This is a genomic window from Crinalium epipsammum PCC 9333, from assembly GCF_000317495.1.
GTDB lineage: Bacteria > Cyanobacteriota > Cyanobacteriia > Cyanobacteriales > PCC-9333 > Crinalium > Crinalium epipsammum.
This window is the reverse complement of the sequence record NC_019753.1, coordinates 2918141-2944965: the sequence shown is the minus strand read 5'-3', so window position 1 is coordinate 2944965 and position 26825 is coordinate 2918141. Positions and strand designations below refer to the sequence as shown.

The window sequence follows — 26825 nt, the reverse complement described above, 5'->3', positions numbered from 1 at the left end:
GTTTACAACAATTTATGCTTAACCTCGATTATGCAAATCTTATTAAGATTGTCCAGCCTTATAAAGTTGTAGGGCGTGAAGAAAATAGTGCATTTTTAAGTTGGTTCTTAGTAAACCTCTACAGATTAGACATCATTGCAGTTCAGAATATAGTTTGTGATGGACGTGGAGATAAAGGGATTGACGGAATCTATGTTAACGAGAATGAAGAATGTATAGATGTATTTCAATCAAAAACTGTACAGAACAGTAGTAAAACTTTAGGGGATACACAGCTTAAAGAGTTTGTGGGAAGCTTAAGGCAATTGGAGACTGCTGATGGAATAGATTCAATTATTTCAACAACAGGAAATACACAACTAAAAAATTTATTGATTGATTATCGAGATATTTTTATATCCTCTAAATATATAATTCGAGGTATGTTCGTTACAAATGCTAATAAGGATTCAAACGCCGAAAGTTTCTTACAATCTACGTCGGCAACAACCAATCTGGAGGTATGGGATAGAGATCTGATTGCTCAAATGTATATAAATAGTGAAAAGTCCATTCCAGCAACCTCAGAAATTGCTTTTGATGTTTTTGGATTTGATTATATTGATTATAACGTTGATAACATAGCAAGAGTAGTGCTTGCTCCCCTTTCTGCTGTGGATTTAGTTAACATGGAAGGTATTCATAATCAACAACTTTTTGATTTGAACTTAAGAAAAGATTTGGGCAAAACTAAAGTCAATAAAGATATAACTAACAGCATATCTAATTCTTCAGAACATAGTAATTTTATACTTTATCACAATGGAATAACGATTATTTGTGATAAGTTGGATACTTTAGAAAAAGACAAAATAAAAATTCAGGGGTATTCAGTAGTTAATGGATGTCAGACAGTATCCAGTTTATATGAAAATAGGGCTAGAGTTACTCAAGACTTGAGAATTTTAACTAGAATTATTCAAGTAGTTCAAAATCAAGTAGATCTTATATCTAAAATTACTTACAATAGTAATAATCAAAATGGTATTAAAGCACGAGATTTTAGATCTAATACCCCAACTCAGGTTAGACTTCAGCAAGAAGTTGCTCATAATTATCCAGGCTATTTTTATGAAATTAAGCGTGGAGATAATCCCAATCAGAGTATTGTTATAGAAAACACGCTTGCAGGACAAATTTTACTTTCCTTTGACCTGAAACGACCTTGGGCGGTTCAAAACTTTAACAAAATTTTTGATGATTCGCATCAAGAAATTTTTGCCCGTCCTGAAGTAACTGGAGGAAGAATTGTTGTTTTATTCGATTTGTATAAAGAAATAGAGAAAGACTTATGTAAAATTGAACCTCCGTTATTTAGAAGTTACCAAGTAACTAAATTTTTTCTTCTTTACCTTCTGTCTGAAGTTATGGCTGATAATGAAGTAGGAAAAGATTTTTGTAGGAAACCTGAAAAATATTATAAAACTGCTAATCACAAGGCAAATCTGTTAGAGTGTATTCATGTAATTTTGGGGGACTTAATTATTGATCTCAATGGAGAATTTGAGGAAGAAGGGGGAGAAAATTTCGACTTTAAGTCAACTTTTAAAGCTCCAAATCTATTACGTAATTTAACTAACAAAGTGATTAATTCACACAAAAAGCTGATTGCGCGTGGGCGTGTTGAATCATTTTCACAGTTGTGGGAAAAATTAGCGAATCAAGAGCAACAAAAAACTTAATATTAGTTATTTTATATCGAAAAACATACTCAACAGTTAAATCTAATGTGAGGAATTTATGGAATTGGATCGCATAACCAGCAACCCAAATAAAATGAATGGACAACCTTGTATTCGAGATCTGCGCCTAACGGTGCGACGGGTGATTGAGTTGCTGGCGACATATCCCAACCGAGAAGAATTGCGCCAGGAATTTCCACAAATTGAAGATGAGGATATTCAACAAGCTCTAATATATGCTTCCACATATCTAGATGACCGTGTTATAGAACTGCCACCAACCTATGAAACTGTTGCTTGATCAAGGTTTACCACCTTCTACAGCATTGCTCTTACGCGAGGCAGGTATTGATACAATTCATGTTGCTGAAATTAAGTTATCAGCAGCAGAGGATACAGAGATTATTGAGAAAGCAAAAGAACAAGGGCGCGTAGTTATTACCCTTGATGCAGATTTTCATGCTTTGTTAGCTTTAAGTGAAGCAACTTCTCCCTCAGTTATTCGCATCCGCATTGAAAGATTACGCGCTCAAGCTTTGGCTAACTTGTTAATCACCGTCATGGCTGAATGCGAAGCAGATTTAGAACAAGGTGCAGTTGTTACAGTTGAAGCAAGTCGCATTCGTGTTCGCCGTTTACCATTAATAACTTAGAAGTGCGATCGCACGTTGTACCAACCCATGAAAATGCTACACATCCGCATTTAAAACGCATGAAAATTTATTTGACTAAAGGTTCTAGTCTGGCTAAAACTTCATCAACCCATTCTAGAGGAGCTTTTTCTACAAAATCAGCTTTTCTGGCATCACAGTCAATTGTTCTAATCTGATCAACTAAAACGACTCCAGAGGTTTTCATTGACGTTGGTAATTCAACTTCAAATGGCCATCCTTTTTGACGGTTCGTAATCGGACAAATCAAAACTAATTTAGAGATTTGGTTATAAGCCGCAGGAGAGATGACAACAGCAGGACGATAACCTGCTTGCTCGCTACCTGTTCTCGGATTTAGTTGTACCTGAATGATATCTCCACGTTCAGGAACACGCCCTGCAATCTTTACCAAGTTTCTTCTCCCACAGCTTCTCCCCACTCCATCTCATCATGTTGCATATCAGGAGTGATGTTTTCAAGCAACTGCTCTAAGCGGTACTTGGGTTTTACGGGAGACAGAACCAACCGATTGTCTTCAATTGTAATTGAAACTATTGTTCCTTCAGTCCATTCAACCTGTTGCACAAGCGTTTGCGGTAGTCGAAGTCCGAGGGAGTTTCCCCACCAACTGACTTTTTGGGTGAGCATAATTAACGTTTGGTTATGTATATACATTAAGTATACTAGCACCCAAAACCAGTTATAGCAATTAGCGATCGCAGAATCGGCTATTGATAGCTAATTTATCAATGACTATAACTGTGCAAAATGAAGTGCGATCGCAACTACCATCATAAAGAGCGATCGCACTCCCTACTAAATAACGAGCCATCCATCGCTACAATCGTCTTACAGAGAAATACCAAAATTTACTTCCATGTGCCAACTGCTAGGGATGAATTGCAATGTACCTACCGATATCTGCTTTTCATTTGAGGGATTTTCGGCGCGGGGAGGTAAAACTGATGAACATCAGGATGGTTGGGGGATTGCATTTTTTGAAGGCGTGGGATGTCGCCTCTTTATAGATGAGAAATCGTCTTCCACTTCACCTATTGCAGATTTGGTGCGAAAGTACCCGATCAAATCTACTAATGTAATTGCTCATATCCGCAAAGCAACCTTTGGCGCTGTTGCATTGGAAAATTGTCACCCGTTTCAGCGAGAGTTATGGGGTAAATATTGGATATTTGCACACAACGGCGATTTACCAGATTTTTATCCAGAAAGTGCAGGCTTTTATAATCCGGTTGGTCAAACCGATAGCGAACGCGCATTTTGCCTGATTCTCAATACTCTGCGCCAAAGATTTCCTGATGGTAAGCCACCTTTGGGAGAGCTTTATTCTGTCTTAAAAGAAATTACAGATGCGATCGCACTTAAAGGTACATTCAATTACCTGCTTTCCGATGGCGAACATCTTTTCGCTGACGGAATACTCAAAACAACGCTATAATGTAGTTTCAGGTTAGTTAAAGTAACTACCCACTACAAAATAAGTAAGGTTTGAGTCAGCATTATGAACAGCGCCAAAACACCAACGGGTAAGGGTTCTAAGGGTGCAGTAGGTCTTGAGAAGCTTAACGACAGAATCAGACTTAATCTACCGAGGCAGTGGTTCAACGGACAACAAAAACGGGTAAGTCTAGGCTTATCTTGGACTAAGGAAAATGTGACGTTTGCCGAGTCACTCGCAAAGCAGATGGAACTCGATTGGTTAAGCGGTCACTTTGATTTAACACTAGCTAAGTACCTACCGAGTAAGAAGCAACAATTAAACAACGTTGTAGACCTACCAGGTAAGCGTGCTGAGATGTCGTTACTTGAGTTGTGGGATAGGTGGTGTGAGTACCGTAAAAACAGTGGAATAAAAATTACAACCTACAAGATTACGTATTGTGTTCAGTATCGTAATTACATAAAGGATGCAGAAGAAGCGGTAGGTGACGACGTAATAGCTCAGTGCAACTGGCTGATAGAGAACAGAGGGAAAACCGCAGTTATAAACGCATTAACTCAACTCTCCTACGCTCACAACTGGGGAATTAAGCAAGGTTTTGTTAGCTCTAACCCGTATGAGGATTTAGTAACAGAGTTAAAGAAAAGTAAAGCAATTATAAAAGGTAATAAAAGAGATGAGGACGGTCACACTACCGATGATGAAACAGACGAGGAAAACGATAGACGGGCTTTTAGTTTAGATGAAGTGGAAGCGATTATAAACGCCTATGAGACAAGTAAGACTCATAGTTACTACACACCGCTAGTTAAGTTTCTGTTCTGGACTGGATGCCGTAGCGGTGAAGCTTGTGCGCTGCGCTGGAAACATATTAAACAAGGTCTTAGTGTCGTGAGTTTTAAAGACAGTTACAACAGTAAGATTAAAACTACAGGTGACACTAAGACCTACACTAATCGCATATTTCGCATAGCTGAAGGTGGCAAGCTTCACAAGCTACTTAAACAGTTGGAGAGCGAACGATTAGAACCTGAGAACTCTAACGAGTTGGTGTTTAAAGGTAAGACAGGTAAACAAGTAGCTTGGTTAAATTTCTTCAGAACTTGGAAAGGTGCAGGTGGTTACAAATCAATGATTAGTGAATTAATAGAGCAAGGCAAGGTTAAACAATATTTGAAGCCTTACGCTACCAGACACACATTTATCACTTATCAGATTAACAAAGGTATGTCAGCGCATACCGTAGCTGCATTAGTTGGTAACAGTGCTGATGTTATCTGGAAACATTATTTTGACGAGAGGGAAAAGGAAATACCAGCTTACGATTTTTAGCTCTGTTAACTAATTAACTTCTCACTCTCTACTGATAACAGTAGTGAGTTTTTTTTTACTTATATATCAACCTATATTTCACCTTGTTTGAACGTGCTTGATAGCGTATATATAAAATAGTTATACTTTTTAGTTTAACTTTTTTCTACAGACGCTATTAACTACTTAGTAACACACTACTTAAACAGCTTTATTAATCAGTTCTACTTATCTGCTTACAAAAAGCTACCAGTGTTAAACGCTTGGTTTATAGTTGTCGCTTACAAGGTGCGTAACCTCTGTAATGTGTCTTCAACGGCTAAGGTAAGTCAGAGGCAATCTACGGGCTTAACAGTGGTCGCGCGTACCGCTTAGTTGTTCAACGGGTATCAGATGCGCGTTGCTCAACTGAGTTGTTTTTAACGCACTGTCGATGGTAGATTTTGCGCTTAACCGTACTGTACTGTATTTTGTTATGGTACGATACAGTACATCTGTACTATACTGTAATTAGTACAGTACGGTATGGTATGACGAAAGAAGTAGCTAGTAAAGAACAGGTTTATGCAGCGTGTGAAATGCTGATTAGTAAAGATGAGAAGCTGACGCTCGACGGTATCAGGAAGCACATAGGCGGCGGTAGTAAGACAACTATCAACAAATGGTTTAAACAGTATAAAGACGAGTTTCCAAACAAAGTTTATGACGCTGCTAGAGTCATCCCTATGCCTGACATCGTTCAAGAGCAGTATCAAAAGCTTTGGGCGTTAACTTATGCAATGGCAGAAGACAAAGCAGAAAGTGATTACGTTAAAACATTAGAAGATGAGAATGGAGAATTGAAAGAAAAAAACTTGGAACTTGAACAGACAAAAGCTGAACTTAAACAGCTTAAAGAATCTTACGAAATGACCATGAAAATGCTTACTCAATCATATGAAGAGAATGGAAGACTTAAGCAAGCGATGGAGGAATTAAATAAACGAATTAAATAAAAAACCATCTAATAAGTAACTAGATGGTTAGTAAATACGGTATAAATGTTAGTTTAACCTATACCGTATCTTTATGCGTTATGTGGTGAGTAGTTAGTCACAAAATACAAAGCATTTGCTCATTTTTCTGCTTGCCAAGCTTTAGATAATAACTGCTGAAATCTGTTGTAACCAAGTGTTTTAAGTGGTTTTACAACATCATTTCGCAGTTTCTCTACAACGTACTCCTCATCAAATCGCACCTCGTACCAATCTTTAGGTAGACCGTCCTCATAGGGAACTGGCTTAACGTTGTGTTTTTTTGTTCCTCCACTTTCAGTTAGGAATCTAACGTCAATTGCGGCTCTGTATCTATTTCCTGGTAACTGTTTCCAAGTGATTTGTTTCTCTTGTGTTGTAGGTTTACAGTCTAAACAATCACTATCTGACAATCTTCTTAAACTGTGTCCTGTACTATTCCAGTTGTGACCTCTACAGCAGATTGAACCTAAGTAATACTTTTTGAGGTCGTAGCGTGGCATACTAAACGTTGCTCCTTTCGTTGATAGTTAACGGGAGTGAGAAGTCGTCTAGAAGTTGTGCTTGCTACACAATCTCTAGGCGCATATATTTAACCGTTGCTATCTTACCTTTTACTGTCGCACTTAAACTATTTTTTATTTATTTAATTAGTGTGTTACTTGGTAATTTACTAAGTGTGTCACTAACCTTTATAGGTCTATATACAAAGTAATCTATCAGTGACTTACCAGTAACTTACTGAGTAACATACCGTCTATTTTGTAATATTGTAGTATCCCTAAAACCCTTGTGGTTAAGCCAAACCTATGTAATTAAAGTTTAAGTGTTAGACCACGCAAGACGGGTAAAAATGTCTCTACGGTTCTACCAGTGACCGCTAACCGAATTAGTACAAATGTATTAACAGTACAAACGTACTAGCTAGGTTAGTAGAAGCGTATCTAAAAAAAAGTTAAACTAAAAAGTTAAACTTATTTCTACAGACGTTATCAACGGCTACCAGGATGACTATCGCTTCCTACAAAGCTTAGTAACACACCAGTAACCTACTAAGTAATCTACTGATAAATAACTTCTTGCCGTCGCTACAAATGACAAGCTATCTATATATCCTTATCTAGCTACTAACTACTCAATGAAGTCTAAATGAGTAAGCGAAAGTTGAACTATTCGACGGGAGAATAATGCTTCAATACATCGGTTGTAGTAAAGTTTGAGTAAGTGTAGGTGAGTGAGTGGCTGGAAGTACTGAGAATAGGCTCTTTTTAGGCGAACATCTTTTCGCTTACTGTTCCACGAAACTATGTTACGTGGTGCGAAAAGCTCCTTTTGCCGCAGCGCATTTAATTGATGCTGATATTACCGTTGATTTTCAGGAATTGACAACGCCGAGCGACAGAGTTGCAGTCATCGCCACACTTCCCTTAACTGATAACGAAGTTTGGACAACCTTTCAACCAGGAGAATTAATAGTTTTTCAGGATGGATTGCCTATTAATAATTTTAGTTAGAATTATAGCATAAAATATTCTAAATTTTATGTTTGAAACCATTATTTTTTTGCTCATCATTGGGCTAATAGTTACTGCAATTTTAATCAACCCTGTATTAATCAAACAACGGCGCAACAGAATAAAACAGCGCACATTCCCTCCTATTTGGAATGCGATCCTTGAAAATAATCTACCGATTTATTACAGTCTTTCTCCTGCTGAACGCAAGCGACTTCAGGGACATATCCAAGTATTTTTAGCAGAAAAACAATTTATTGGCTGTCAAGGATTACAGGTGACAGAAGAAATGAGAGTAATTATTGCTACTGTTGCTTGTTTACTTTTGTTGAATGAGCGAGGGAGTTATTTTTCAAAACTGCGATCAATTCTGGTTTACCCCAGTGCTTATTTTGTGAATGAAACAACTGCTATGGGAAATTATGTTGTTGAAGAAAGGCGTGTCGCCAGATTAGGTGAATCTTGGACAAATGATCAATTAGTATTATCTTGGGAACAGGTAAAACAAGATACTTATAACTGGAAAGATGGGCATAACGTTGTATTACATGAATTTGCCCATCAATTAGATCAAGAAGATGGTAAAGCTGAGGGTGTGCCTATTTTGCAAAAGAACTCAGACTATCAAATTTGGTCACAAGTTATGACAGAAGCATATCAACAACTGTGTAATGATCTACAATTAGGTGTAAAGACTGTATTAGATAGTTATGGTGCAACAAATCCCGCAGAATTTTTTGCTGTAGCTACAGAGACATTTTTTGAGAAACCCCAGCAATTACAGAAAAAGCATCCAGCACTTTATGAGCAGTTGCAAAGTTATTATCAATTAGATCCTGTGCAATGGCATTAAACAGTCTCGCCTTCTATGAACGACAATATTAAATCTTTGTAAACCAATTAGTATCAACTTCCACAGACTCAATCATCGTGATATTGACACCAAGCCTTAACTCTTTTAATCGTTGAACTAACTGCTCACCATCAATCAAATCAATTGGAGGTGCGCCATCTCGTGTTGCTTCTTTAATAGCATCTCTGGTAAATGTTCCAGTTGTAATGAATAAACCTTTATCAGTTCGTCCCTGCATTGCCCCACGAAAGTCTCTAATTTGACTAGCCGTAACTGATCCTTGATAACGCTTGCATTGGAACAGAACATGAAAGCTTAAAAAACCACTTATACGAGCAATACCTACGCCATCAATACCGCCATCGCCAGATTTCCCTGTAACCTGTACCTGTATAAAACCTGACTCACGTAATAAACGCTGTGCCAAACGCTCAAAAGCTGAGGGTTCCAGTGATAGCAGTATTTTGTGAAGTTGTTGATGCCACGCAAGCTCTTCTAAAGTTTCAATACCAACTGTTTCGTCTAAATGGTCTGCCTGTATAGTCTTATTTTTGTCGGCTTCTCGAACAGCCTTAACAATTTCTTTTGCATCGAGACTATCAATATTTATAGCTGTTGAAACTAAAGACCATATTCCGCGTGTTGAATTATCCAAAAGCCCATATTTTTTTAAATAAGTACGGCTCCAACCAAGCCGATACTCAACTTCACTTTGGGATGTACTACCATGCTTAATATCCAGCACTTCTTCAGATAAGTTGAGAAGTTGCAATACTTTGTCATAAATCTCTTCAGTAGTACCAGATCCACCCAAAATTTTTAGAGCCTGAATTGTCGGCAAAAGCATGGAATCAAATGTAGGGACTGAAGAGCCAGATCGTTTCATGTAAAAACTGTTGAGTCTGCTCAACCTACTTTAAGCCATCCAAACACAACTTACTTCCGTTTTACCTTCGCTGCCCTCGACTCAATTGTAAATGCTGGGATATCTTGCAGTTCAGTTTCACTGAGACTGTATTGTTCACAAACCAAACTTAGACGACTACCATTCGTTTTAACAGCATTGACAGAATGAGTTAAATCGCCCTGAAAATATACAAGTGTATTAACTTGTGGCTTAATCTGCCCAACTTGCTGTTTAGGAGAGCGTAACACTAATTCTCCCCCTTGCAGGTTTGACGGTACTTGCACATACAGCACACTCACAACTAAGGGAGGCTCAATAGTTTTGCAATAAGACCGCAATGAGCGATCGATATGTGGATCGACGCGCGAACCTTCTTGGAGTACAAGAGGATTGAGGTAGAAAGCATTGCAATTAGGCTGTAACGCTTTCTCTATATAAGGTTTGAAAAAGGGGAACCGCTTTTCTACTTCGGCAATTTGCGATCGCTGAAACACTACTGAAAAACCTTTTGTGCCAACGAAGTCACGATTTAGGTTATTGATAGCTAGATAAGAACACGCCAGAATCTCTCCTCGCAAGTCGTTGAGGTAACTGATGGGGAAGGCGTTGGAATGCTGATGATAGTATTTCAAGGAATTTAACAGGCGTAGCGACAGTAGATCAATCCACAGGATTACATTATGCCTGAAGGCTAATAGTTATCCTTAATTTGAGACTGAATTTGCTATGGACGGGAAAAGCACGTGGATCAGTTATTTAATATACATACTTTAATTGAAATCTTGCTAGGGATTAGTTTAAGTGCAGCATCAGGCTTTCGAGTTTTTGTGCCTTTGCTGGCGCTGAGTACTGCTGCTGTATTTGGTCATATAGATTTGCCAACTAATTTTGATTGGATTGAAAACTCCCAAGCATTAGCTGTATTTGCTGTAGCCTCTGTATTAGAAATAGGAGGTTATTACATTCCTTTATTTGATCATCTTTTAGATGTGGCTGCAACACCTGCCTCTATTCTTGTCGGCACTATTATCACAGCTTCCTTAGCCCCCGATATGAATCCTTTGGCGCAGTGGACATTGGCATTGGTAGCAGGTGGAGGCACTGCTGGTATTACTAAAGGGTTTATGAATCTATTCAGGGCAACTTCTACAGCAACTTCTGGGGGATTAGGCAATCCTGTAGTAGCAACGATTGAGCTAGTTGCCGCGATCGCACTATCACTATTAGCATTAACCTTACCAGTTGTAGCTGGCATTGCAGTTATTGGTCTGTTGGCGATCGCTATTTCCAAACTCTGGCAATTCTTCTCTCGCTTCCTATTGACAAATTCACCAAACAATTTATCTCAATAGATAGATAAATTGGTAGTAATTATTGCCTATTTGAACATAGAACCATTCTAGAGATCTGCCATGTATGTCTCTAGAATGGTTTTATGTTCACGTTTAATTGGGCAATACCAGCTAATTAATTCTGAAATGAAATATTTCTTAATCATAAACTAGAGTCATACACCATTAATTGTAAAGTTTAGTTTAATAACGATCCGAACTGAAAAATTATAGTATTCTGATAGTAGAAGCTAATAAGCTTACTAAGTCAAAAATTAATTGTTCAGTCCCAATAAAAAAGGAGGTTCAACATAGTTTCCTCGCTCAAGTTATTGGCTCTAATTGCAAATAATTCAAACCATCTTCTTGATATTTCCTATTCTATTTAATTGGGAGATATGTAGCTGATAAGTTAATATTGCAGTTCTTGAAAAGGCGCATTTGATCAGCACAACTCCAATAAAAATCAACCAATACTAGGAAGTAATTCTCGGAAAATGTTTTGGATAGTGAAGAGTCTAGTTTATAATCAACAGGAGGTTAAACAATCGGTTCCTCAGTAGATTTGTTAGACAGAATTGCAGCCAAATCCAAGCATAGTCTTGATGTTTCCTCTTTAACTGAATAGGGAGTATTGTAGCTGAGAAAGTTAAACTGACTCAATCCTTAAAGGAAGTCTTTAATCAGCACAACTCTAAGAAAACTCAACCAATATTAGGAAATAATTCCAATTGACTATTTTGGATAGTAGAAACTCTAGTCCATAATCAATAGGAGGTTAAACAATAGATTCCTCAGTAGATGTGTTAGAGCAAGTTACAACAAAATCCAAGTCTACTCTTGATATTTTCTCTTGAAATAAAAAGAGAGCAATGTAGCTGGTAAGTTAGTCTAGGTTAATCCTCAAAGGAAGCCTTTAATCAGCGCAACTCTAAGTAAACTCAATCAATATTTGAGAATGATTTCAAGAGAATGGTTTGGAAAGTGAATTGTTTAGTTACGAATCAGCAAAAGTCTCAACAGAGATTTATCGGTACATTTGTTTACTTCAATTGCAACAGCATCCAAGCAGGTTATTAATATTTCCTCTTTTTCGCAGTGAGTTCTGTAACTGAATCATTGACTTGAATTAATTCTCCCCAAGTTTTTGATCAATGCAACTCCAAATAAATCCAACATGGATGAGGAAATAATTTGAAATAACTGTTTTGGGTGCTGTTGTTGTTTTAAATATAGGGAGGAGAGAGGGGTTAAAAAAATTCTTGTTGGGGTTATTTACTCTGTAAGTAAATACTCATGGTTGTAAGAGTGCATAAGTCAATAGACTGAGCTTTGATTAATAAAAAAGTATTGTTTCTAAGCTTTGAGTTAATATCCAATTTTTTAAGTCATAACTTAACATTCAAAACTTTGAGTGATGAAATCTAGGGATTTGCTGCGGCAAAAGTATTACATTGAGCAGGTTGTCCGGTTTGAATACCTCGCTTAAACCAACGGACTCGCTGTGCTGAACTACCGTGTGTAAAAGAATCGGGGACAATTTGCCCAGTTGACTGACTTTGCAAGCGATCGTCTCCAATACTACTAGCAGCATTTAATGCTTCATCAACATCTCCTGTTTCAAGGATTTGTCGTGCTTTATTAGCATGGTTTGCCCAAACGCCTGCAAAACAGTCTGCTTGTAACTCTAACCGGACTGAAAGTTGATTTGCTTCTGTGCGACTAACTTGACGTTGGAGTGTCTGAACCTTTTTAGAAATTCCCATTAAATTTTGAACATGATGCCCAACTTCGTGAGCAACTACATACGCTTGGGCAAAGTCTCCAGGCGCGTTGTATTTATATTTCAAATCCTGATAAAACTTTAAGTCAATGTAGACTTTTTGATCGCGGGGGCAATAAAAAGGTCCAACTGCTGAATTTGCAGAACCGCAAGCAGACCGTACTGCATTTGAAAAAATCACTAATTTGGGTTCGACGTAATTTTGTCCCGTCTGCCGAAATAAGTTAGTCCAGGTATCTTCGGTATCTGCGAGGACGACTGAAACGAAATCAGCCATGCGATCGCTTGCACCATCTTGTCGTGTTTGAGGCGCTTGCTGTGAAGTGCGATCGCTCTCGACTTGTCCCTGTTGTAATATCACGCTGGGGTCGCCTCCCAACAAGGTAACGATCAGCGCCAGAACAATTGTCCCTATTCCACCCCCCACGACAGGAGCCGAAATTCCACCAGATCCGCGCCTATCCTCAACATTACTGCTTCGACGACCTAATTCCCAGCGCATAACCCCAAGTCTCCAACTACTCAATCTGGTAGAAGTTAGCAAGGCGCTATCCGGCTCAAGCTATACTTTCCACAGTCCACCCAAAATCTTAGTTAATTTCTTTGTGTAATACCTCTATCAGAGGGACAGCAAGGGTTTGATAAATAGTCCTACTTAGGGAAGGCTATCAAGAGATTTTTCGCATAAGTCGAATTTTAGGAAATTAACCACAGATGATTTAACTTATTTTTGCTCATTAGTCTAATGAAATTAGCAATTAATGAAACAAGCGATCGCACCTTAAATCCTCTTCTCCACGAAAGCGCGAATTTCATCACGACTCAATTCAATTGGATTATTACGGTTGTGAGTATGGTCAAGAATTTTATTCAAATCATCAAATTGAATGCCGTAATCTCCCAATTTTGGCAAGTTTAATTGTTCTGTCCACTCTTCTAAAATTGCTACGAGTGCATCGCAGTAATATACATTTGATTTACCGGATTCTTTAGATAAAAGTTGTCCTAACCGCGCCATTTTTGCAACGGCTGGACTATCAGGTTGACGAAGTTGCAACGCTTGCCAATTAGCGCGAACTGCTGCTGCCATTAACGTACCGCAGATTACTCCATGTGGAACTGGGAAAAATCCCCCAATGGGAGATGCTAAACCATGCACAATCCCTAATCCAGCATTCGCTAAAGCAATTCCAGAACAAAGAGAGGCGTAAGCCATACCTTCGCGTACTGATATATCTTCTGCACCTTCACCGCAAGCTAATAAAAGATTATCTGCGATCGCTTCTAATCCACTCAGGGCGATCGCATCACTTAGCGGTGAAGCAGTAGGAGATAAATAAGGTTCTAGCAGTTGCGTAAAAGCATCCATTCCGCAAGCTGCGGTAATGTGACGCGGACAAGAAGTTAACAGCTTGCCATCAACAATTACAGCATCAGGAATAAAATTATCGTGGCGCAAAGATTTTTTATAGCCGTTTTCCCCCACTTCACTAATCACGGCATTTTTAGTAACTTCTCCCCCTGTACCAGAAGTTGTCGGGATGGCAATATAGGGAACTTTCACCCCACTATGGGGAATATTGCGCCCTACACCTTCTAAATGGTCAAAAATGGAATTATTGTGAGGTAGCATTGCTGCGATCGCTTTACCTGCATCGATCGCACTACCGCCACCAATACCCACAACTACATCTATTGCAGATTGACGATATTCTGCACAAATGCGATCGATTTCTGAAGTAGTGGGTTCTCCTGCACAGATAACTCTGTGGTAAGTAATACTAGATGCTGATAATAGGGATGCGATCGCATCAAGTTGACCGGAACCTTCTAGAGATTTTCCACCCGTCACCAATAAAACTGTTTTACCATTAAACTCACCAATCAACTTTGGTAACTGTTGCAACTTCCCAGTACCAAAGTGAATCGGCGGAACCTTAGCGAAGAAAAAAGCAGTGATAACCATTGAGCTAAATTAGTTAAGGAGCAATGACACTATAGGGAATTCCTTTACGAGGTTCAGCCATCCAAGGTGCTACAGTATCCCGCCAAGTTAAATAATGCTCAGTTTGCTTGTGTGCTGCGGCTCCCTCATCAGATTGATATGCTTCATACAAAATAAACTTGCTAGGATCTCCCTGATCTTGAAGAATATCAAAGCGCATATTTTGCGGTTCTTTAATCGAATTTTCGTGGTTGATTTTAGTTGCTTTAATAAAGTCTTCAATGTGTTCTGGTTTAACCCAAACATGAACGCAGGTAACAATCATTAAATCCCTCCCTTAATTCCTTATGCAAGTTATTTTAACTGATTGACGGATACTCTTAACTAATTTAATTTTTCACCTCTCACCTACAATGAGAGTGACTTTAAATATTCCCCCTTCCCTACTAGGGAAGAAGGCTAGGGGGTTAGGTTTAATTAGATTTACATATTTATCACTATCAAAGCTAAACCTATTAGCATAAAAACCTTAGTAATGCAAATAAACTACTGTAGCTTAAATCCCTTAGCTGCTAATTGCTGACGCAGACTTTGAATCATTACATAATCAAGAGTATTCTCACCACGATTAGCACTAAGCTGGCGTTGTTTTTCAACATATTGACTACGTTTTTGAGATAAGTCGCGGATCGTTTCTTTAATAGTCTCTCTTTCCGCTTTCTTGGCTGCTACATATGCTTGCTTTTGAGCTAAAGTCATACCCTGCATAGCTTTCGGTAAAGCCTCGTTTGATAATTTATCCCAGGTAACTCGTCCCTGATCAAGAGCATCGATCAAGTCCCAAGAAGCATTGTTATAATATGTAGAAACTTTAGAACTACCGCGCGTAACTAAATTTGCGCCTGAATTACTATCTTCAACAGCCTGACGTTGTTGCCCAACCTCTCCTTCTGAACCATAAGGAATGTAGGTTTGATTAAGTTTAGTATTCAAAGTAGCAATTTGCTCATCGTAAGGTGACTTAACAAATTCAATCTTTTGATCTTGGTTAATATTGAAATTGCTACCTTTCCCTAAATTAGCTCCTGAAACCCAAAGTTTTCGCTCCTCACTTTCTGCTGACTCGCAATAGATAGTATTAATTAATGTATCTTTATTAACAGCCAGATTAACCGCTTCACTCCACAGTACAGGACCTTGATCGAATGGTTCATTACCTGCAATAAAAACAACGCGAAAATCTTCCTTATCCTTGCTCCAATTTAATTGTTGTACAGCCGAACGAATTACCCAACCCGCATATTCTTCACCGCCTTTGGTTTGAATACTAAATAGTTTTTCGGAAACCCGATCTAATTCCGGAGTAAAATTAGTTAGGAGCCTCACATAACCTTCAGAAGAAGGTAAGGTATCATTTCCATAATGGTATAAAGCAACTTCTAATTGTGGGACTTCGCCATTTTTGGTTACTTTTGTTAAATTATTAACAATTTGCCAAAGTTGAGTACGAGTTTGATCGATCAACCCATCCATGCTATTACTGGAATCTAAAAGGATAGCAATTTGAATTTTAGCTTTAGCAAAAGCCTTAGTGGGAAAACATAATATGCTTAATGCTAGGGTTGTTGCGAATAGAATGCGGGTAAGTTTCAGCATGGTTATAATTTATATATCAAACATGGTTTTATGCTAATCTAAATTTAATTTATCCGCTATATCTTAATTATTCTGTATTAATAACAAAACTTAAAACTGGAACAGTTGCCGGGTTCCCCGCTCATTCGCTTACTATCATCAATTTAGAGATGGCATTCGCCGAAGTAGGATTTGCACATTTTATTGTTACAGGAAGCAATTGTTTGATTGCAGTTGAATTGGGATATGAGTTTGCACAACACATTACAGATTCGCGCATACTTGGTTAGCAATAAACTGTGATATCTTGACCACATTTATCTACCAGATAGCACAAAGACTGGAAGCGAAGACTAACCAGTTGTTCGTATAACGGGTTTAGCTTGCATAGTGGTGGAATATGAAAAACGTTGTAACCAAATATTTTGATATCTCGTTCAAAAGGACATTGCGCTGGAATGAGTCTGCAAAGCAACTGAGCTATTTTCGGGTCATTAATTTCTATGTTTTCCAACCACTGACGTACAGGATGTAGTAGGTCAATACTATAACTGCTGTTCGTTAAACTAATCATCTGTTTAATCTCTTCTTACTATCTTCTCTAGTTATTACTAGGTTTAAGAAGATAAAAATATGCAGCCAGAGGCAAGCTAATTACTTAGAAGTAATTTAAAAATGGATCTATAGAATCTATGGGGAATGCGTTACAGCAGTTACTTTCTCTGGTAATCTCGTATAGAGCTATACCAACTTGCACCCAAAAAGATAATTAGATCTAGAAGTTACGCACCGTGCCTGAAATCTAGATCCCCTCTAGCCCCCCTTAAAAAGGGGGGAACATTCAAAGTCCCCCTTTTTAAGGGGGATTTAGGGGTATCTCTGCGTAAGTACTAAAATTAATGGATTAATGGGGGTGAGTAAGTTACTCCTCATCCCGTAACTCTAATCAATGGGTTAATTTGATCAATGCAGCTTAGAGTTAAAATTACCTCCGTGATGGTGCATTTACTTGTAACCGGAATGTTCGGGAAATTTGTTGCTGTGCATGAATCTATGTGTAGCTTAATCTAGGGTAACTACCCTTTTGCAAATTCCTTTTTCATCTAACGCAACTTGCAATTGATTCATGTTATTAAAAATCCGTCCCAGCAGACGAGTACACAGATTTTCTAAAACTCGTCATTATCAAAGCAAATTGTTTGTTTGGCTAGTGCCGCTACTAGCCATTCTACTATGGCTGGGTTATAAGGAAATTAAAAGTTATTTTGTACAACCTCAAGTAATTTTTGTTTTAGGTGGGGAGCCATTGCGAGAGCAATTTGCGGCTAAATTTGCTCGTCAGCACCCTAATATACCAATCTGGGTTTCTGGAGGTACGCCAGAGGGATATGCCAAAAGAGTCTTTACTAAAGCTGGGATCAACTGGAATCGGGTACACCTAGACTATCAAGCTGTAGATACTGTAACTAATTTCACTACTGTTGTAGAGCGATTTCAAGCTAAAGGAATTAACAACGTTTACTTAATTACCTCTGACGATCATATGCTACGCGCTCGGATTATAGGTGAAGTTGTTTTTGGTAGCAGAGGAATTACTATTAAACCAGTATCGGTCAATACAGGGCGATCGCCTGAATCTGTTGAGAAATCTGTGCGTGATGGAGCCAGAGCAGTTGTGTGGTGGGCTACTGGCTATACTGGTGCTACCATTGCTCGTAAGTTAAAACAGCCTAAAAATTAAGCTGAAATTTCTTGGACTAGCACATAAGGTTGCACAATTAAAGCATGAAATCGCTTTGTGCGATCGCTATTCCAAACTGCCATCTGCTCTACTGATGGTTTAGCGATCAGTTGTTCCCCTATCCAATGTTGTATAGAAGTAACATTATCATTGGCGATCGCAACACCAACATCTATCAAGTCTAAACCTTCAGCAACAACTACCACTACATCACGCTGTACGTGCTGTTTAAGCCAATCCCACTCAGCTTGATCAACTGCGTCTGCTAATTCTGCTCTTAAATTCGACATTTTCTTAAATTAATCTTTAATTTCAGCCTATATAAATTTTTATATTGATCTGTCTCACACTTATATTTAAATTACTTATGATTCTGCCTTCATTTCATCAATCTCAAACAAGCTTACAACTACACCAGTAATTGGAATAGCAATAAAAACTCCTAACAAACCTGCTACTTTAGCGCCTACTAATAAAGCAAAAAATACCACTACAGGGTTAATATTCAGCGAAGTTTGCATAATTCTAGGAGCAATAAAATTATCTTGAACTTGCTGAATAATTATACAAGCTATCAACACTGTAACTGCCAACCAAACCTTTTGAGATAAAACAATTAAAAATATTATTCCCACTCCTAATGTTGCACCTATACCTGGAATAACATCAAACACCCCCGCAATTATTGCTAATAATAATGGAAAAGGTACTCGCAAAATTATAAATACCACAAATGTTGTTGTAGTCAGAAATAGGCACAACAGCATCTGACCTCTAAAAAACCCTAAAAAGTTTCGCTTAATTAAATAATTAAATCTTTTTTGTAACCTCTCAGGAATTATCTTCAAAATCAAAATCCATAGTCGTTCTCCATCCAATAACATAAACAAAGCAACAACTGCAATTAAAATTAAATTTAAGAAATTAGCAAAAAATATCTGTAAAGTTGCCAAGCTATAACCAATTCCTACGCCCAAACCTGCTACAACTTGATCTCGCCATTGCTCCGGTGTCGCGGTCAAGTTCACTCTAATATTACGAGCTTGCAGAAAATTTTCTAATCTTTCTATAACTGGTACTAAAGAATTTACAAAAGTTGTTAAGCTTTCAACTAATTGTTGACCTTGCGAAACAACAGTTATACCTACTGAAAGTGTCAAACCAATTATCATAGCCATACCAAGGAAATACACCAGGGCAACAGCTAATCCATGCGGTAAATAACGATTCAGCCAGCGTACAGGATAACTTAGTAAAAAAGCTAAAATCCCTGCAAAGGTAAAAATAACAATAACTACTTGAAAATAATCTAAAAGTTGTACCAACGCCCAACCACAGGCAAATAGTAGCAAGAATCTAATCAACGTTGAATTGTTGAGACGATCCCAAATATAATCTGTTGGTCGCTCATTCATAAGTTAATAAACATTTAAGTTGCATATTTTTATACTGATTAAACCGTCAAATCTAGAGGCAAAAAGCTACATCTAACTTAACGTCCCAAATCGTGCATAGCATTAATCACGTCTGCACATTTTTGAGTTACCGCCTCTAATTCATCACGTTTACTGGATTTTGGTGCAGGAATTAACTCACCGATCCTAACTGTAATTGGCACTTTCTGGGGGATTGCAGAACCTTTTTTGAGAATTTTCTCCGTCCCCCATAAACTAACAGGTAATAATGGCGCGTTTGCTTTTGCAGCAATCATCGTCGCGCCCAATTTAGGAGAGTAAATCCGCGCATCTTGTGTGCGAGTTCCTTCTAAAAATATTCCTGCTGCCCACCCAGCTTCTATAGAAGCTAGGGCGGCACGAATGGCACTGCGATCGGCAGATCCCCGTTTCACGGGATAAGCACCGTAAAGCGTAATTGCTTGCTTTAAAATTGGAACTTGAAATAGTTCTTCCTTTGCCATATAAGCTACTGGACGACCCACACAACTAGATAAAATGAGTGGGTCAAAGTCACTAGCATGATTGCTAACTACCAGCAGTGGACCTTGCGTTGGCACGTTTTCAGCCCCATAAACTTGCGCGTTAAAGTAAACGCGCAACGCGGGGACAATTATTGACCACTTAAACGCGCGGTACAATACCAAGCTGACAAAAGGTTCCCGACTTCTGCTAGGTTCAATTGGCTGCATAACTGATGGCAAGCTGTAAGTCAGCAGCGTTACTAACGTTTTCCAAGTTTATATCAGGGTGAGAGCGTTTAATCAAGCCAGTTAATACTTTACCTGGTCCAATTTCTACGACATTACTAATATTTTCTACTGGCAATTGTTGACAAATTTCTCGCCAACGAACAGAACCCGTCATCTGACGCTTAATTTGTTCCTTCAAAACGTCGCCTTTTACAGCAGGTAGAGGTTCTACATTAGAAAGTACTGGCACTTGCGCGTCTGCAAATGGCACAGATGCCAACAAGTTCTCATACTCGGCGGCGGCTGTTGCCATAAACGGAGAATGAAAAGCTCCTGATACGTTTAAAGTTAGATGACGCTTGGGCTTTACTTGATCGATTACTGATTGTGTAGCTTCTGGTGTACCAGAAATCACAACTTGACCATCACTATTGTCATTAGCTAAAACTACATCGGGTGTTTGGGCGATCGCATTTTCTAACTTTTCTCTATCAAACCGCATCACGGCGATCATCATTCCGCCAGTAACTTGATCCATTAATTCTGCCCGTTGCTTAACTAAGCGTAAGCCAGACTCGAAATCAAACACACCAGCAGCATATAAAGCCACATACTCTCCCAAACTGTGACCAGCAACTAAGTCGGGCTGACGACCTTGCTGCCGCATCAAATCAACTAGAATACTTTCTACAACATAAAGGCAAGGCTGCGTATAAAGAGTGCGCGATAACTTTTCTTCTGCTTGACAAATTTCTGATATAGACCAGCCTAAAATTTCCTCAGCTTGCTTAAACTTAATTTTTGCTGCCGATAAGTCTAGCAAGTCGATTCCCATTCCAATTGCCTGAGAACCTTGTCCAGGAAATACCCATGCAGTTTTAGTCATTAGTCACCCGTAATTGTTTATTAGTTATTCTTAAAAAATTGCTCAATTTGAAATTTTCTAACAAAATTCCCAAATTTAAACAATCGCTAACAAGAAGTAAACGGTTAATAACTTAAACGCCGTTGCGTCTAAAATTCTAATTTACTCCCAACTCCTCACTCCTCATCCCACACTCCGCGCCGTTGCGCTAACACTCCTCACTCCTCACCCCACACTCCGCGCCGCTACGCTAACACTCCTCATTCCTGCCCCATTTAAAAATGGCTGCCCCCCAGCTAAGTCCAGCACCAAAACCGGAAGCGGCAATTATATCTCCATGTTTAATTTTCCCTTCCTGCACTGCTTCATCAATGGCGATAGGAATAGAGGCGGCAGAAGTATTGCCATAAAGGGCAAGATTACTGATTACCTTGTCGTTAGGTATTTTCATGCGTTGGGCAACTGCATCGAGAATTCGTTGATTAGCTTGATGTAACACTAACCAGTCGATTTGGTCAACAGTAATTTCAGCCCGAAATAAAGCTTTTTCAATTACTTCTGGGACTTTTTGAACAGCGAAGCGATAAACTTCTTTGCCGTTCATAGTAATTGGCTGATAAGTGCCATGACCAATGGCAACGCCATCGACTAACTCTTTGGGTTGTGCCTGGTATGCTAGGTTAAGGCAATTGTTTTGAGTGCCATCACTACGGAGTTCAAATCCTAACAAGCGATCGCTTTCATTCGCCTGTAACACGACAGCGCCAGCGCCATCCCCAAATAATACACAAGTACCGCGATCCGACCAATCTACCCAACGCGACAGAATATCTGCCCCAATTAGCAGAACGTTTTGATAAACGCCAGTGCGGATATACTGAGCAGCAGTAACCAATCCAAACACAAAACCAGAGCAAGCAGCAGTTAAATCAAATGCTACGGCTCTATGTGCGCCTAATTCTGCCTGAATTTTACAGGCAGTACCAAACAAATCATCTGCTGTGGAAGTAGCCAAAATGATCAGATCTAAATCACTTGGTGTAATTCCAGCCATAGCGATCGCTTTTTGAGCAGCAACAGATGCCAGAGCAGTTAACGAGTCTTGGTTTGTTGCCAATCGTCGCTGCCGAATCCCTGTGCGTGTGCTAATCCACTCATCGGATGTATCCACAACCTGCGTCAGCTTTTGATTATCCACAATCTCTGCTGGCGCAGCCGAGCCACTTCCTGTAATGGCAATACCTACCCCTGATGGTTTCAACAATATTAATCTCCGTCAGTTGCTTGGGCAGCAGCGATTCTTGTCTGTGACTGAATTCGCTCTAAAACTTCGTTATCAACAGCTTCTTTAGCAATCCGAATTGCATTAAAAATTGATGGCGCTTGGGAACTACCATGAGTGATGATACAAATACCTTCAACTCCCAACAGTAAAGCACCGCCATGTTCGGCGTGGTCAAACCGTTGTTTAATTCGCTCCAAATTAGGTTTTAACAAAGCTGTACCAACCTTGCCATGTAGTCCTTTTGGTAACTCTTCCTTCAGGATTTGTACCATTACACCGCCAACGGCTTCAGCAAATTTCAGCAAGATGTTACCCACAAAGCCATCGCAGACAATTACATCAAATTGCCCAGAAAGTACATCCCGCCCTTCAGCATTACCTAAAAAAGTAATATTGGGATTTTCTTCCAGCTTTTGGTAAGTGCGAAGAGCCGCATCGTTGCCTTTAGAAGGTTCTTCACCAATATTGAGTAATCCTACTTTCGGAGTATCAACACCCAGCACGTACTGGCTATAAATTGATCCCATGAAAGCAAATTGTTCTAAAAACTTGGGGCGGCAGTCTACATTTGCGCCGACATCAAGTATTAGCACCGACTTACTCGGTACGATTGTTGGTAATACAGCACCAATTGCTGGTCGATCAATTCCTGGTAATCTACCTAGTCGCAGGAGGGCTGCTGCCATTGCTGCTCCCGAATGTCCTGCTGACACTACGGCATCTGCCTGCTTCTTCTTTACCAGTTGCATTGCCACATTAATCGAAGCCTTCGGCTTACGCCTTAAAGCACTCAAAGGCTCCTCTTCCATCTCAATCGTCCCCTCAGCAGGAACAATTTCTATGTGATGAGAACTGTTATGTTGCTTGAGTGAGGCTTCAATTTGCTGGGGGTCTCCCACCAATAAAACCTCGACATCCAGTTCTTCCTGAGCCCTAATCGCTCCAGCAACGATTTCGGCAGGGGCGTGATCCCCACCCATAGCGTCAATTGCGATTCTTGCGCGAGTTGATGCCATTGATCAAAGTTATAGAAACACTACAAATTCTACCAGAAGCTTTAGACAAAATTACCTATTGTTGGTCAGTTATTAGCTAACTTTCGTGTTTGCATTGCTGCTTAAATTAAAAGAAGTTTGAATCTTCAACAAATTTATTCTGACTACTGAATTGTTCTTGAATTAATGCCATGCTGCAACTGTTTAGCTCTGGATTGCTCTCTCTTTGGCTGGAAAATGCTGGGGTGAATGCCAAGATAAATCCCTCAACCTTGCTTACTTGGCAAGGTGTTCCTGTATTTATGCTACCAAAAGCTACCGAGCCAAGTGTGGAAAATACCCTGCGGCAATATTTACAGCAATTAACAGCACAAGGAATGCTGACAGCAAATCAAGGTATTTGGATTCAGTCAGGGTCAACACTGTTAATTAACCATCAGGGTACAGTACCACTGCCAGCAGCTTCTTTAACAAAAACTGCGACGACTTTAGCTGCTTTGGAAACATGGGGAACAAAACACCAATTTGAAACTTTAATTAGTGCTACAGGTCCGATTAATAATGGGGTTCTTCAGGGAGATTTAGTAATTACTGGCGTTGGCGATCCTTTCTTTGTCTGGGAAGAAGCGATCGCACTGGGCAATTCCCTCAATCAAATAGGCATCCGACAGGTGACTGGTAAGTTGGTCATCAGTGGTAATTTTTATATGAACTATAAGTTCGATCCACAAGAAGCTGGTCAACTTCTTCAGTTAGCTTTAAATAGTAGTACTTGGACTCCCCTAATTACCAGTCAATACTTGCAAATGCGAAAAGGTACGGCTAAACCTCAAGTAGTAATTAATGGCGGTGTTGAGGTAGCTACTTTACCTAATCCTTATCAAGTATTACTGCTGCGTCATCGCTCAATGACGTTGATCCAGATTTTGAAACAAATGAATATTTACAGCAATAATGAAATGTCAGAAATGCTGGCGCGCTCCCTTGGGGGTCATCAAGCAGTTATGCAAATCGCCGCGAGAGCAGCTAATTTCCCTCCAGAGGAAATTCAACTGGTAAATGGTTCAGGGTTAGGGATGGAAAATCGCATATCTGCCCGTGCTGCTTCCAATATGTTTATGACAATTCAACGCTATTTGCAACCACAGAATTTGACCATTGCTGATCTTTTTCCGGTTTCCGGTCGCGATCGCGCTGGGACGATGGAAACGCGGCATATTCCCACAGGAACAATTGTGAAAACTGGCACACTTAATGAAGTTAGCGCCTTATCGGGAGTAATGCCAACACGCGATCGCAGTTTAGTTTGGTTTACCATCATCAATCGCGGGACTGATATTACTAGGTTGCGATCGCAGCAAGATCAACTGCTACAAAAGCTATTACAAAGGTGGGAAAAGCCTTTAGAAATACCAATGGCGATCATACCTAGAACCGATACCGCTAACGCCTCTAAATACCTTGGTGATCCTGGTCGCAATGAAATAGCTAGCAAAACAGTTAAGGTTAATTGATAATTATTAATTGTTAAGGAATAATCTCCGTAACGACTCTGCTACCCTTACTACCTGTTACGACAAAACTTTGATCTTGTAGTCTTCCAAGTCCAGAAGAACCTGTCAAACTCAAAGGCGGATTTACCTGTTGATAAACTACATTGCCCCGCGCCGTAATCAACTGATTACCAAACTCCCATTTAATTTGATTAGTTTTAAGTTTTGCTTGATTGCGTGTAGCAACACCTTGAACATTACCAGTTAAAACAGCTACTTTTTGTTGTAAATCAACTTGACCTTGGCTACCGTTAATCCTCACTTGTTCCTGTAAATGCCAAATACTTAAAGGTTGATCCGCTACTACTACTTGGTTATTTAAGTTCCAAATGACCGAATTACCATTAACCTTAACTGGAGGGTCTATAGAAGTTAGTTCAACATTTTGTTTCAACTTCGCTATCTTGGTTTGAAGATTTACCTCAGAAAAGCTACCAACAACAGAGCTATCTATCTGATTACCTTGATAGCGATCAATTTTAATTCGTTTATCCCCAATAAGTTTTTGCTGCGAAACTTGCCAAATTAGATGTTCAGTTCTCATTTGCAAAGAGGGGTCTTTTGCAGTTGCTACAATCTGACCAAATAATTCCAATTGCTGTTTGCGACTAAAATAACGTGCTTCCTTAGCTGATGCTTGTAGCTGTGGATGGCTACCAGTTAAATTATTGCGAATAATTAGCAAATCTTCTTTAGGTCGCCACTCTAACTCTTGACCTTTTAAAACCAAACCGTTGCGAATTTCGGTAGCAACAATTTGACCTTTTAAAAATACTTTTTGACCATCTTGCTGAACTTCTCCCTCATTAGCACTCACCCGCAAAACTAACTTCCCGTCTTGGAACAAATCGCCAGTAGGATTTTCTACACGGGCAGTTTTCTGATTTTGAGTGTATACTCCCCGCTTTGCCTTCACTTTCCACAACGGACGACCATTCTCATCCGCTTGCTCTAAAGTGACATTATTAAACTCTAAACTGCCCTCAATTTTTGTTGGCTGTTCATTCTCTGTTGGTGCTTTCTGTGTAGTCTTTTTTCCACCACAACCACTCACACCTACTAGCAGCAAAAATATTAGACATATTGCGTAAATCCTTGTTCTACCCCACCCCAACCCTCCCCTTATCAAGGGGAGGGAGCGGAATTTTTTGCCTCCCCCCTTCATAAGCAGGGCTACTTCATTGTGACGAGAAAAAATAATTTGGATAGGATTGCCTGTAGAAGAGTGGAAAAATTCGGGAAATTTCTCCCCCTTCTCCTCTCCCCCTCTGCCCCTCTGCCCCTCTGCCCCCAAATTTTCTTTGACGACAATGAAACAGCCCTGCCCCTTCATAAGGGGGGACTGAGGGGGGTAAAACTTTGATTTTTGTATGAGGTTTATTAAACTCAAAAGAAAAAGGTGTCGGGTATTAAGTTTTGGGCTGCCCAAATACTTTACTCCCGATACCCTCGAATTAGAATTAACTAGAGATTGATGCAATTGGTCACTAGATTGGTTCTGGATCATCTATAAGACCAAAGCCCGATAGTGGGCGGTAAGTATAGTTGTGTCGGGGTGTCTTTTGAATATCTTCTTTGATATTGTCAAGATCAATATACCGATCAGCAACATTGATTAAACTATCGCTAGTCATGGAACGTAGACTGACTACCTCAACACGCACACCGCGATAACTCACAGCATCTACAGCGTAGGCTAAGTCTCCATCACCACTAACTAGAACTGCTGTGTCATAAGCACCCACAAGCGCCATCATATCTACAGCAATCTCAACATCCAAATTTGCCTTTTTAGAGCCATCTGGTAATTGTACTAAATCTTTAGCAATTACCCGATAGCCGTTGCGACGCATCCAAAGCAAAAATCCTTGCTGTTTTTCGTTGGTGCGGTCAACGCCAGTGTAAAAGAATGAGCGTAGCAGTCTTGAACCTGCTGTCAGACGGCAAAGCAACTTAGTATAATCAATTTCAATTCCTAGTTGCAGTGCAGCATAAAAAAGATTTGAGCCATCAATAAAAATTGCTACCCGACCACGATTTACTAAAACTTGTTCTGGTGTAAATACAGAATCACTACTGACATTATCCAACATCATTGTTATACCTCGGTTTTAT

At 39.4% G+C, this 26825-nt stretch carries 28 protein-coding genes and 2 pseudogenes; 11 read left to right on the top strand and 19 right to left on the bottom strand.

The genetic code is table 11. From position 1 onward, the window contains the following. Positions 1-14 precede the first annotated feature (14 nt). Genes CRI9333_RS12830 through CRI9333_RS12820 form a run of 3 tightly spaced genes read left to right on the top strand, consistent with a single transcriptional unit; the run spans position 15 to position 2374 of the window. Positions 15-1721: an AIPR family protein gene (locus CRI9333_RS12830; protein WP_015203595.1), complete on the top strand. Its 1707-nt coding sequence runs from the start codon at positions 15-17 to the stop codon at positions 1719-1721. Positions 1722-1779: 58 nt separating this feature from the next. Then, on the top strand, positions 1780-2022 hold the full coding sequence (locus CRI9333_RS12825; protein ID WP_015203594.1) for a DUF433 domain-containing protein: 243 nt from the start codon (positions 1780-1782) through the stop codon (positions 2020-2022). After that, positions 2006-2374 (top strand): DUF5615 family PIN-like protein, encoded by a 369-nt coding sequence (locus CRI9333_RS12820; protein ID WP_015203593.1) that lies wholly within the window; start codon positions 2006-2008, stop codon positions 2372-2374. The genes CRI9333_RS12825 and CRI9333_RS12820 overlap by 17 nt, the downstream gene beginning before the upstream one ends. Positions 2375-2441: 67 nt before the next feature. Here CRI9333_RS12820 and CRI9333_RS12815 read toward each other — a convergent pair whose 3' ends face one another. The 3 genes from CRI9333_RS12815 to CRI9333_RS28110 form a co-directional block, all read right to left on the bottom strand. Beyond that, positions 2442-2786 carry a type II toxin-antitoxin system PemK/MazF family toxin gene (locus CRI9333_RS12815; protein WP_015203592.1) on the bottom strand — a complete coding sequence of 115 codons (345 nt, stop codon included), beginning with the start codon at positions 2784-2786 and terminating at the stop codon, positions 2442-2444. Next, a complete protein-coding gene (locus CRI9333_RS12810) occupies positions 2780-3022 on the bottom strand; it encodes an AbrB/MazE/SpoVT family DNA-binding domain-containing protein (RefSeq protein ID WP_041226637.1) in 243 nt (80 codons plus the stop codon). Before CRI9333_RS12810 ends, CRI9333_RS12815 begins: the two co-directional genes overlap by 7 nt. 61 nt (positions 3023-3083) lie before the next feature. Continuing rightward, a complete protein-coding gene (locus tag CRI9333_RS28110) occupies positions 3084-3206 on the bottom strand; it encodes a hypothetical protein (protein WP_269667363.1) in 123 nt (40 codons plus the stop codon). A gap of 45 nt (positions 3207-3251) precedes the next feature. Here CRI9333_RS28110 and CRI9333_RS12805 point away from each other — a divergent pair. The 3 genes and pseudogenes from CRI9333_RS12805 to CRI9333_RS12795 form a co-directional block, all read left to right on the top strand. Continuing rightward, positions 3252-3803: pseudogene (locus CRI9333_RS12805) on the top strand (class II glutamine amidotransferase); the annotation flags it as partial. Between the two features lie 90 nt (positions 3804-3893). Next, entirely contained in the window at positions 3894-5165 is a 1272-nt protein-coding gene (locus CRI9333_RS12800; RefSeq protein ID WP_015203590.1) for a tyrosine-type recombinase/integrase, read from the top strand. A gap of 509 nt (positions 5166-5674) precedes the next feature. Next, the gene (locus tag CRI9333_RS12795; RefSeq protein WP_015203589.1) at positions 5675-6139 is read left to right on the top strand and encodes a DNA-binding protein; all 465 of its coding nucleotides are present in this window, start codon (positions 5675-5677) and stop codon (positions 6137-6139) included. Between the two features lie 119 nt (positions 6140-6258). Here the strand turns inward: CRI9333_RS12795 and CRI9333_RS12790 are convergent, their stop codons facing one another. Further along, complete coding sequence (locus CRI9333_RS12790; RefSeq protein WP_015203588.1) at positions 6259-6660, bottom strand: hypothetical protein; 402 nt, start codon at positions 6658-6660, stop codon at positions 6259-6261. A 768-nt stretch (positions 6661-7428) separates the two neighbouring features. Between CRI9333_RS12790 and CRI9333_RS12785 the strand changes: the two are divergent. Both CRI9333_RS12785 and CRI9333_RS12780 read left to right on the top strand, forming a co-directional pair. Further along, positions 7429-7671: pseudogene (locus tag CRI9333_RS12785) on the top strand (class II glutamine amidotransferase); the annotation flags it as partial. 28 nt (positions 7672-7699) lie between these two features. Further along, positions 7700-8524, top strand: coding sequence for a M90 family metallopeptidase (locus CRI9333_RS12780; RefSeq protein WP_015203587.1), 825 nt, complete (start codon positions 7700-7702; stop codon positions 8522-8524). A 28-nt stretch (positions 8525-8552) separates the two neighbouring features. On the opposite strand, the gene CRI9333_RS12775 is transcribed toward CRI9333_RS12780, so the two are convergent. Together CRI9333_RS12775 and CRI9333_RS12770 are read right to left on the bottom strand one after the other, a co-directional pair. Beyond that, positions 8553-9410: a restriction endonuclease gene (locus CRI9333_RS12775; RefSeq protein WP_015203586.1), complete on the bottom strand. Its 858-nt coding sequence runs from the start codon at positions 9408-9410 to the stop codon at positions 8553-8555. Between the two features lie 50 nt (positions 9411-9460). Then, a complete protein-coding gene (locus CRI9333_RS12770) occupies positions 9461-10063 on the bottom strand; it encodes a 2OG-Fe(II) oxygenase (RefSeq protein WP_015203585.1) in 603 nt (200 codons plus the stop codon). Positions 10064-10174: 111 nt separating this feature from the next. On the opposite strand from CRI9333_RS12770, the gene CRI9333_RS12765 reads away from it, so the two are divergent. Further along, positions 10175-10783: a DUF4126 domain-containing protein gene (locus CRI9333_RS12765; protein WP_015203584.1), complete on the top strand. Its 609-nt coding sequence runs from the start codon at positions 10175-10177 to the stop codon at positions 10781-10783. 1403 nt (positions 10784-12186) lie between these two features. On the opposite strand, the gene ypfJ is transcribed toward CRI9333_RS12765, so the two are convergent. From ypfJ to CRI9333_RS25710, 5 genes are all read right to left on the bottom strand, one after another. Next, positions 12187-13047, bottom strand: a complete 861-nt coding sequence (gene ypfJ / locus CRI9333_RS12760; RefSeq protein ID WP_015203583.1) for a KPN_02809 family neutral zinc metallopeptidase — start codon at positions 13045-13047, stop codon at positions 12187-12189. A 279-nt stretch (positions 13048-13326) separates the two neighbouring features. Next, the gene (locus CRI9333_RS12755) at positions 13327-14511 is read right to left on the bottom strand and encodes an iron-containing alcohol dehydrogenase (RefSeq protein ID WP_015203582.1); all 1185 of its coding nucleotides are present in this window, start codon (positions 14509-14511) and stop codon (positions 13327-13329) included. Between the two features lie 13 nt (positions 14512-14524). Beyond that, complete coding sequence (locus CRI9333_RS12750) at positions 14525-14815, bottom strand: antibiotic biosynthesis monooxygenase (protein WP_015203581.1); 291 nt, start codon at positions 14813-14815, stop codon at positions 14525-14527. Between the two features lie 221 nt (positions 14816-15036). Next, entirely contained in the window at positions 15037-16146 is a 1110-nt protein-coding gene (locus CRI9333_RS12745; protein WP_015203580.1) for a vWA domain-containing protein, read from the bottom strand. 265 nt (positions 16147-16411) lie between these two features. Beyond that, positions 16412-16699 (bottom strand): Mo-dependent nitrogenase C-terminal domain-containing protein, encoded by a 288-nt coding sequence (locus CRI9333_RS25710; protein ID WP_015203579.1) that lies wholly within the window; start codon positions 16697-16699, stop codon positions 16412-16414. Positions 16700-17251: 552 nt separating this feature from the next. Here CRI9333_RS25710 and CRI9333_RS12735 point away from each other — a divergent pair. Then, entirely contained in the window at positions 17252-17866 is a 615-nt protein-coding gene (locus CRI9333_RS12735) for a YdcF family protein (protein ID WP_015203578.1), read from the top strand. Here CRI9333_RS12735 and CRI9333_RS12730 read toward each other — a convergent pair. The 6 genes from CRI9333_RS12730 to plsX all read right to left on the bottom strand — a co-directional run bounded on the left by CRI9333_RS12730 (position 17863) and on the right by plsX (position 23178). Beyond that, complete coding sequence (locus CRI9333_RS12730; RefSeq protein ID WP_015203577.1) at positions 17863-18156, bottom strand: DUF2288 domain-containing protein; 294 nt, start codon at positions 18154-18156, stop codon at positions 17863-17865. The genes CRI9333_RS12735 and CRI9333_RS12730 overlap by 4 nt on opposite strands. 75 nt (positions 18157-18231) lie before the next feature. After that, the gene (locus CRI9333_RS12725) at positions 18232-19281 is read right to left on the bottom strand and encodes an AI-2E family transporter (RefSeq protein WP_015203576.1); all 1050 of its coding nucleotides are present in this window, start codon (positions 19279-19281) and stop codon (positions 18232-18234) included. A gap of 77 nt (positions 19282-19358) precedes the next feature. After that, a complete protein-coding gene (locus tag CRI9333_RS12720) occupies positions 19359-20012 on the bottom strand; it encodes a lysophospholipid acyltransferase family protein (RefSeq protein ID WP_015203575.1) in 654 nt (217 codons plus the stop codon). After that, positions 19999-20898, bottom strand: coding sequence for an ACP S-malonyltransferase (gene fabD, locus CRI9333_RS12715; protein ID WP_015203574.1), 900 nt, complete (start codon positions 20896-20898; stop codon positions 19999-20001). Before fabD ends, CRI9333_RS12720 begins: the two co-directional genes overlap by 14 nt. 229 nt (positions 20899-21127) lie before the next feature. Further along, positions 21128-22138 (bottom strand): beta-ketoacyl-ACP synthase III, encoded by a 1011-nt coding sequence (locus tag CRI9333_RS12710; RefSeq protein WP_041226634.1) that lies wholly within the window; start codon positions 22136-22138, stop codon positions 21128-21130. Positions 22139-22143: 5 nt separating this feature from the next. Next, positions 22144-23178: a phosphate acyltransferase PlsX gene (plsX, locus tag CRI9333_RS12705; RefSeq protein ID WP_015203572.1), complete on the bottom strand. Its 1035-nt coding sequence runs from the start codon at positions 23176-23178 to the stop codon at positions 22144-22146. A 170-nt stretch (positions 23179-23348) separates the two neighbouring features. Between plsX and CRI9333_RS12700 the strand changes: the two genes are divergently transcribed. Beyond that, positions 23349-24671 carry a D-alanyl-D-alanine carboxypeptidase gene (locus tag CRI9333_RS12700; RefSeq protein ID WP_015203571.1) on the top strand — a complete coding sequence of 441 codons (1323 nt, stop codon included), beginning with the start codon at positions 23349-23351 and terminating at the stop codon, positions 24669-24671. A 13-nt stretch (positions 24672-24684) separates the two neighbouring features. Here CRI9333_RS12700 and lptC read toward each other — a convergent pair whose 3' ends face one another. Then, on the bottom strand, positions 24685-25779 hold the full coding sequence (lptC, locus tag CRI9333_RS12695; protein ID WP_232229327.1) for an LPS export ABC transporter periplasmic protein LptC: 1095 nt from the start codon (positions 25777-25779) through the stop codon (positions 24685-24687). Between the two features lie 418 nt (positions 25780-26197). Further along, positions 26198-26803, bottom strand: a complete 606-nt coding sequence (locus CRI9333_RS12690) for a LabA-like NYN domain-containing protein (RefSeq protein ID WP_041226040.1) — start codon at positions 26801-26803, stop codon at positions 26198-26200. Between the last annotated feature and the right edge of the window lie 22 nt (positions 26804-26825).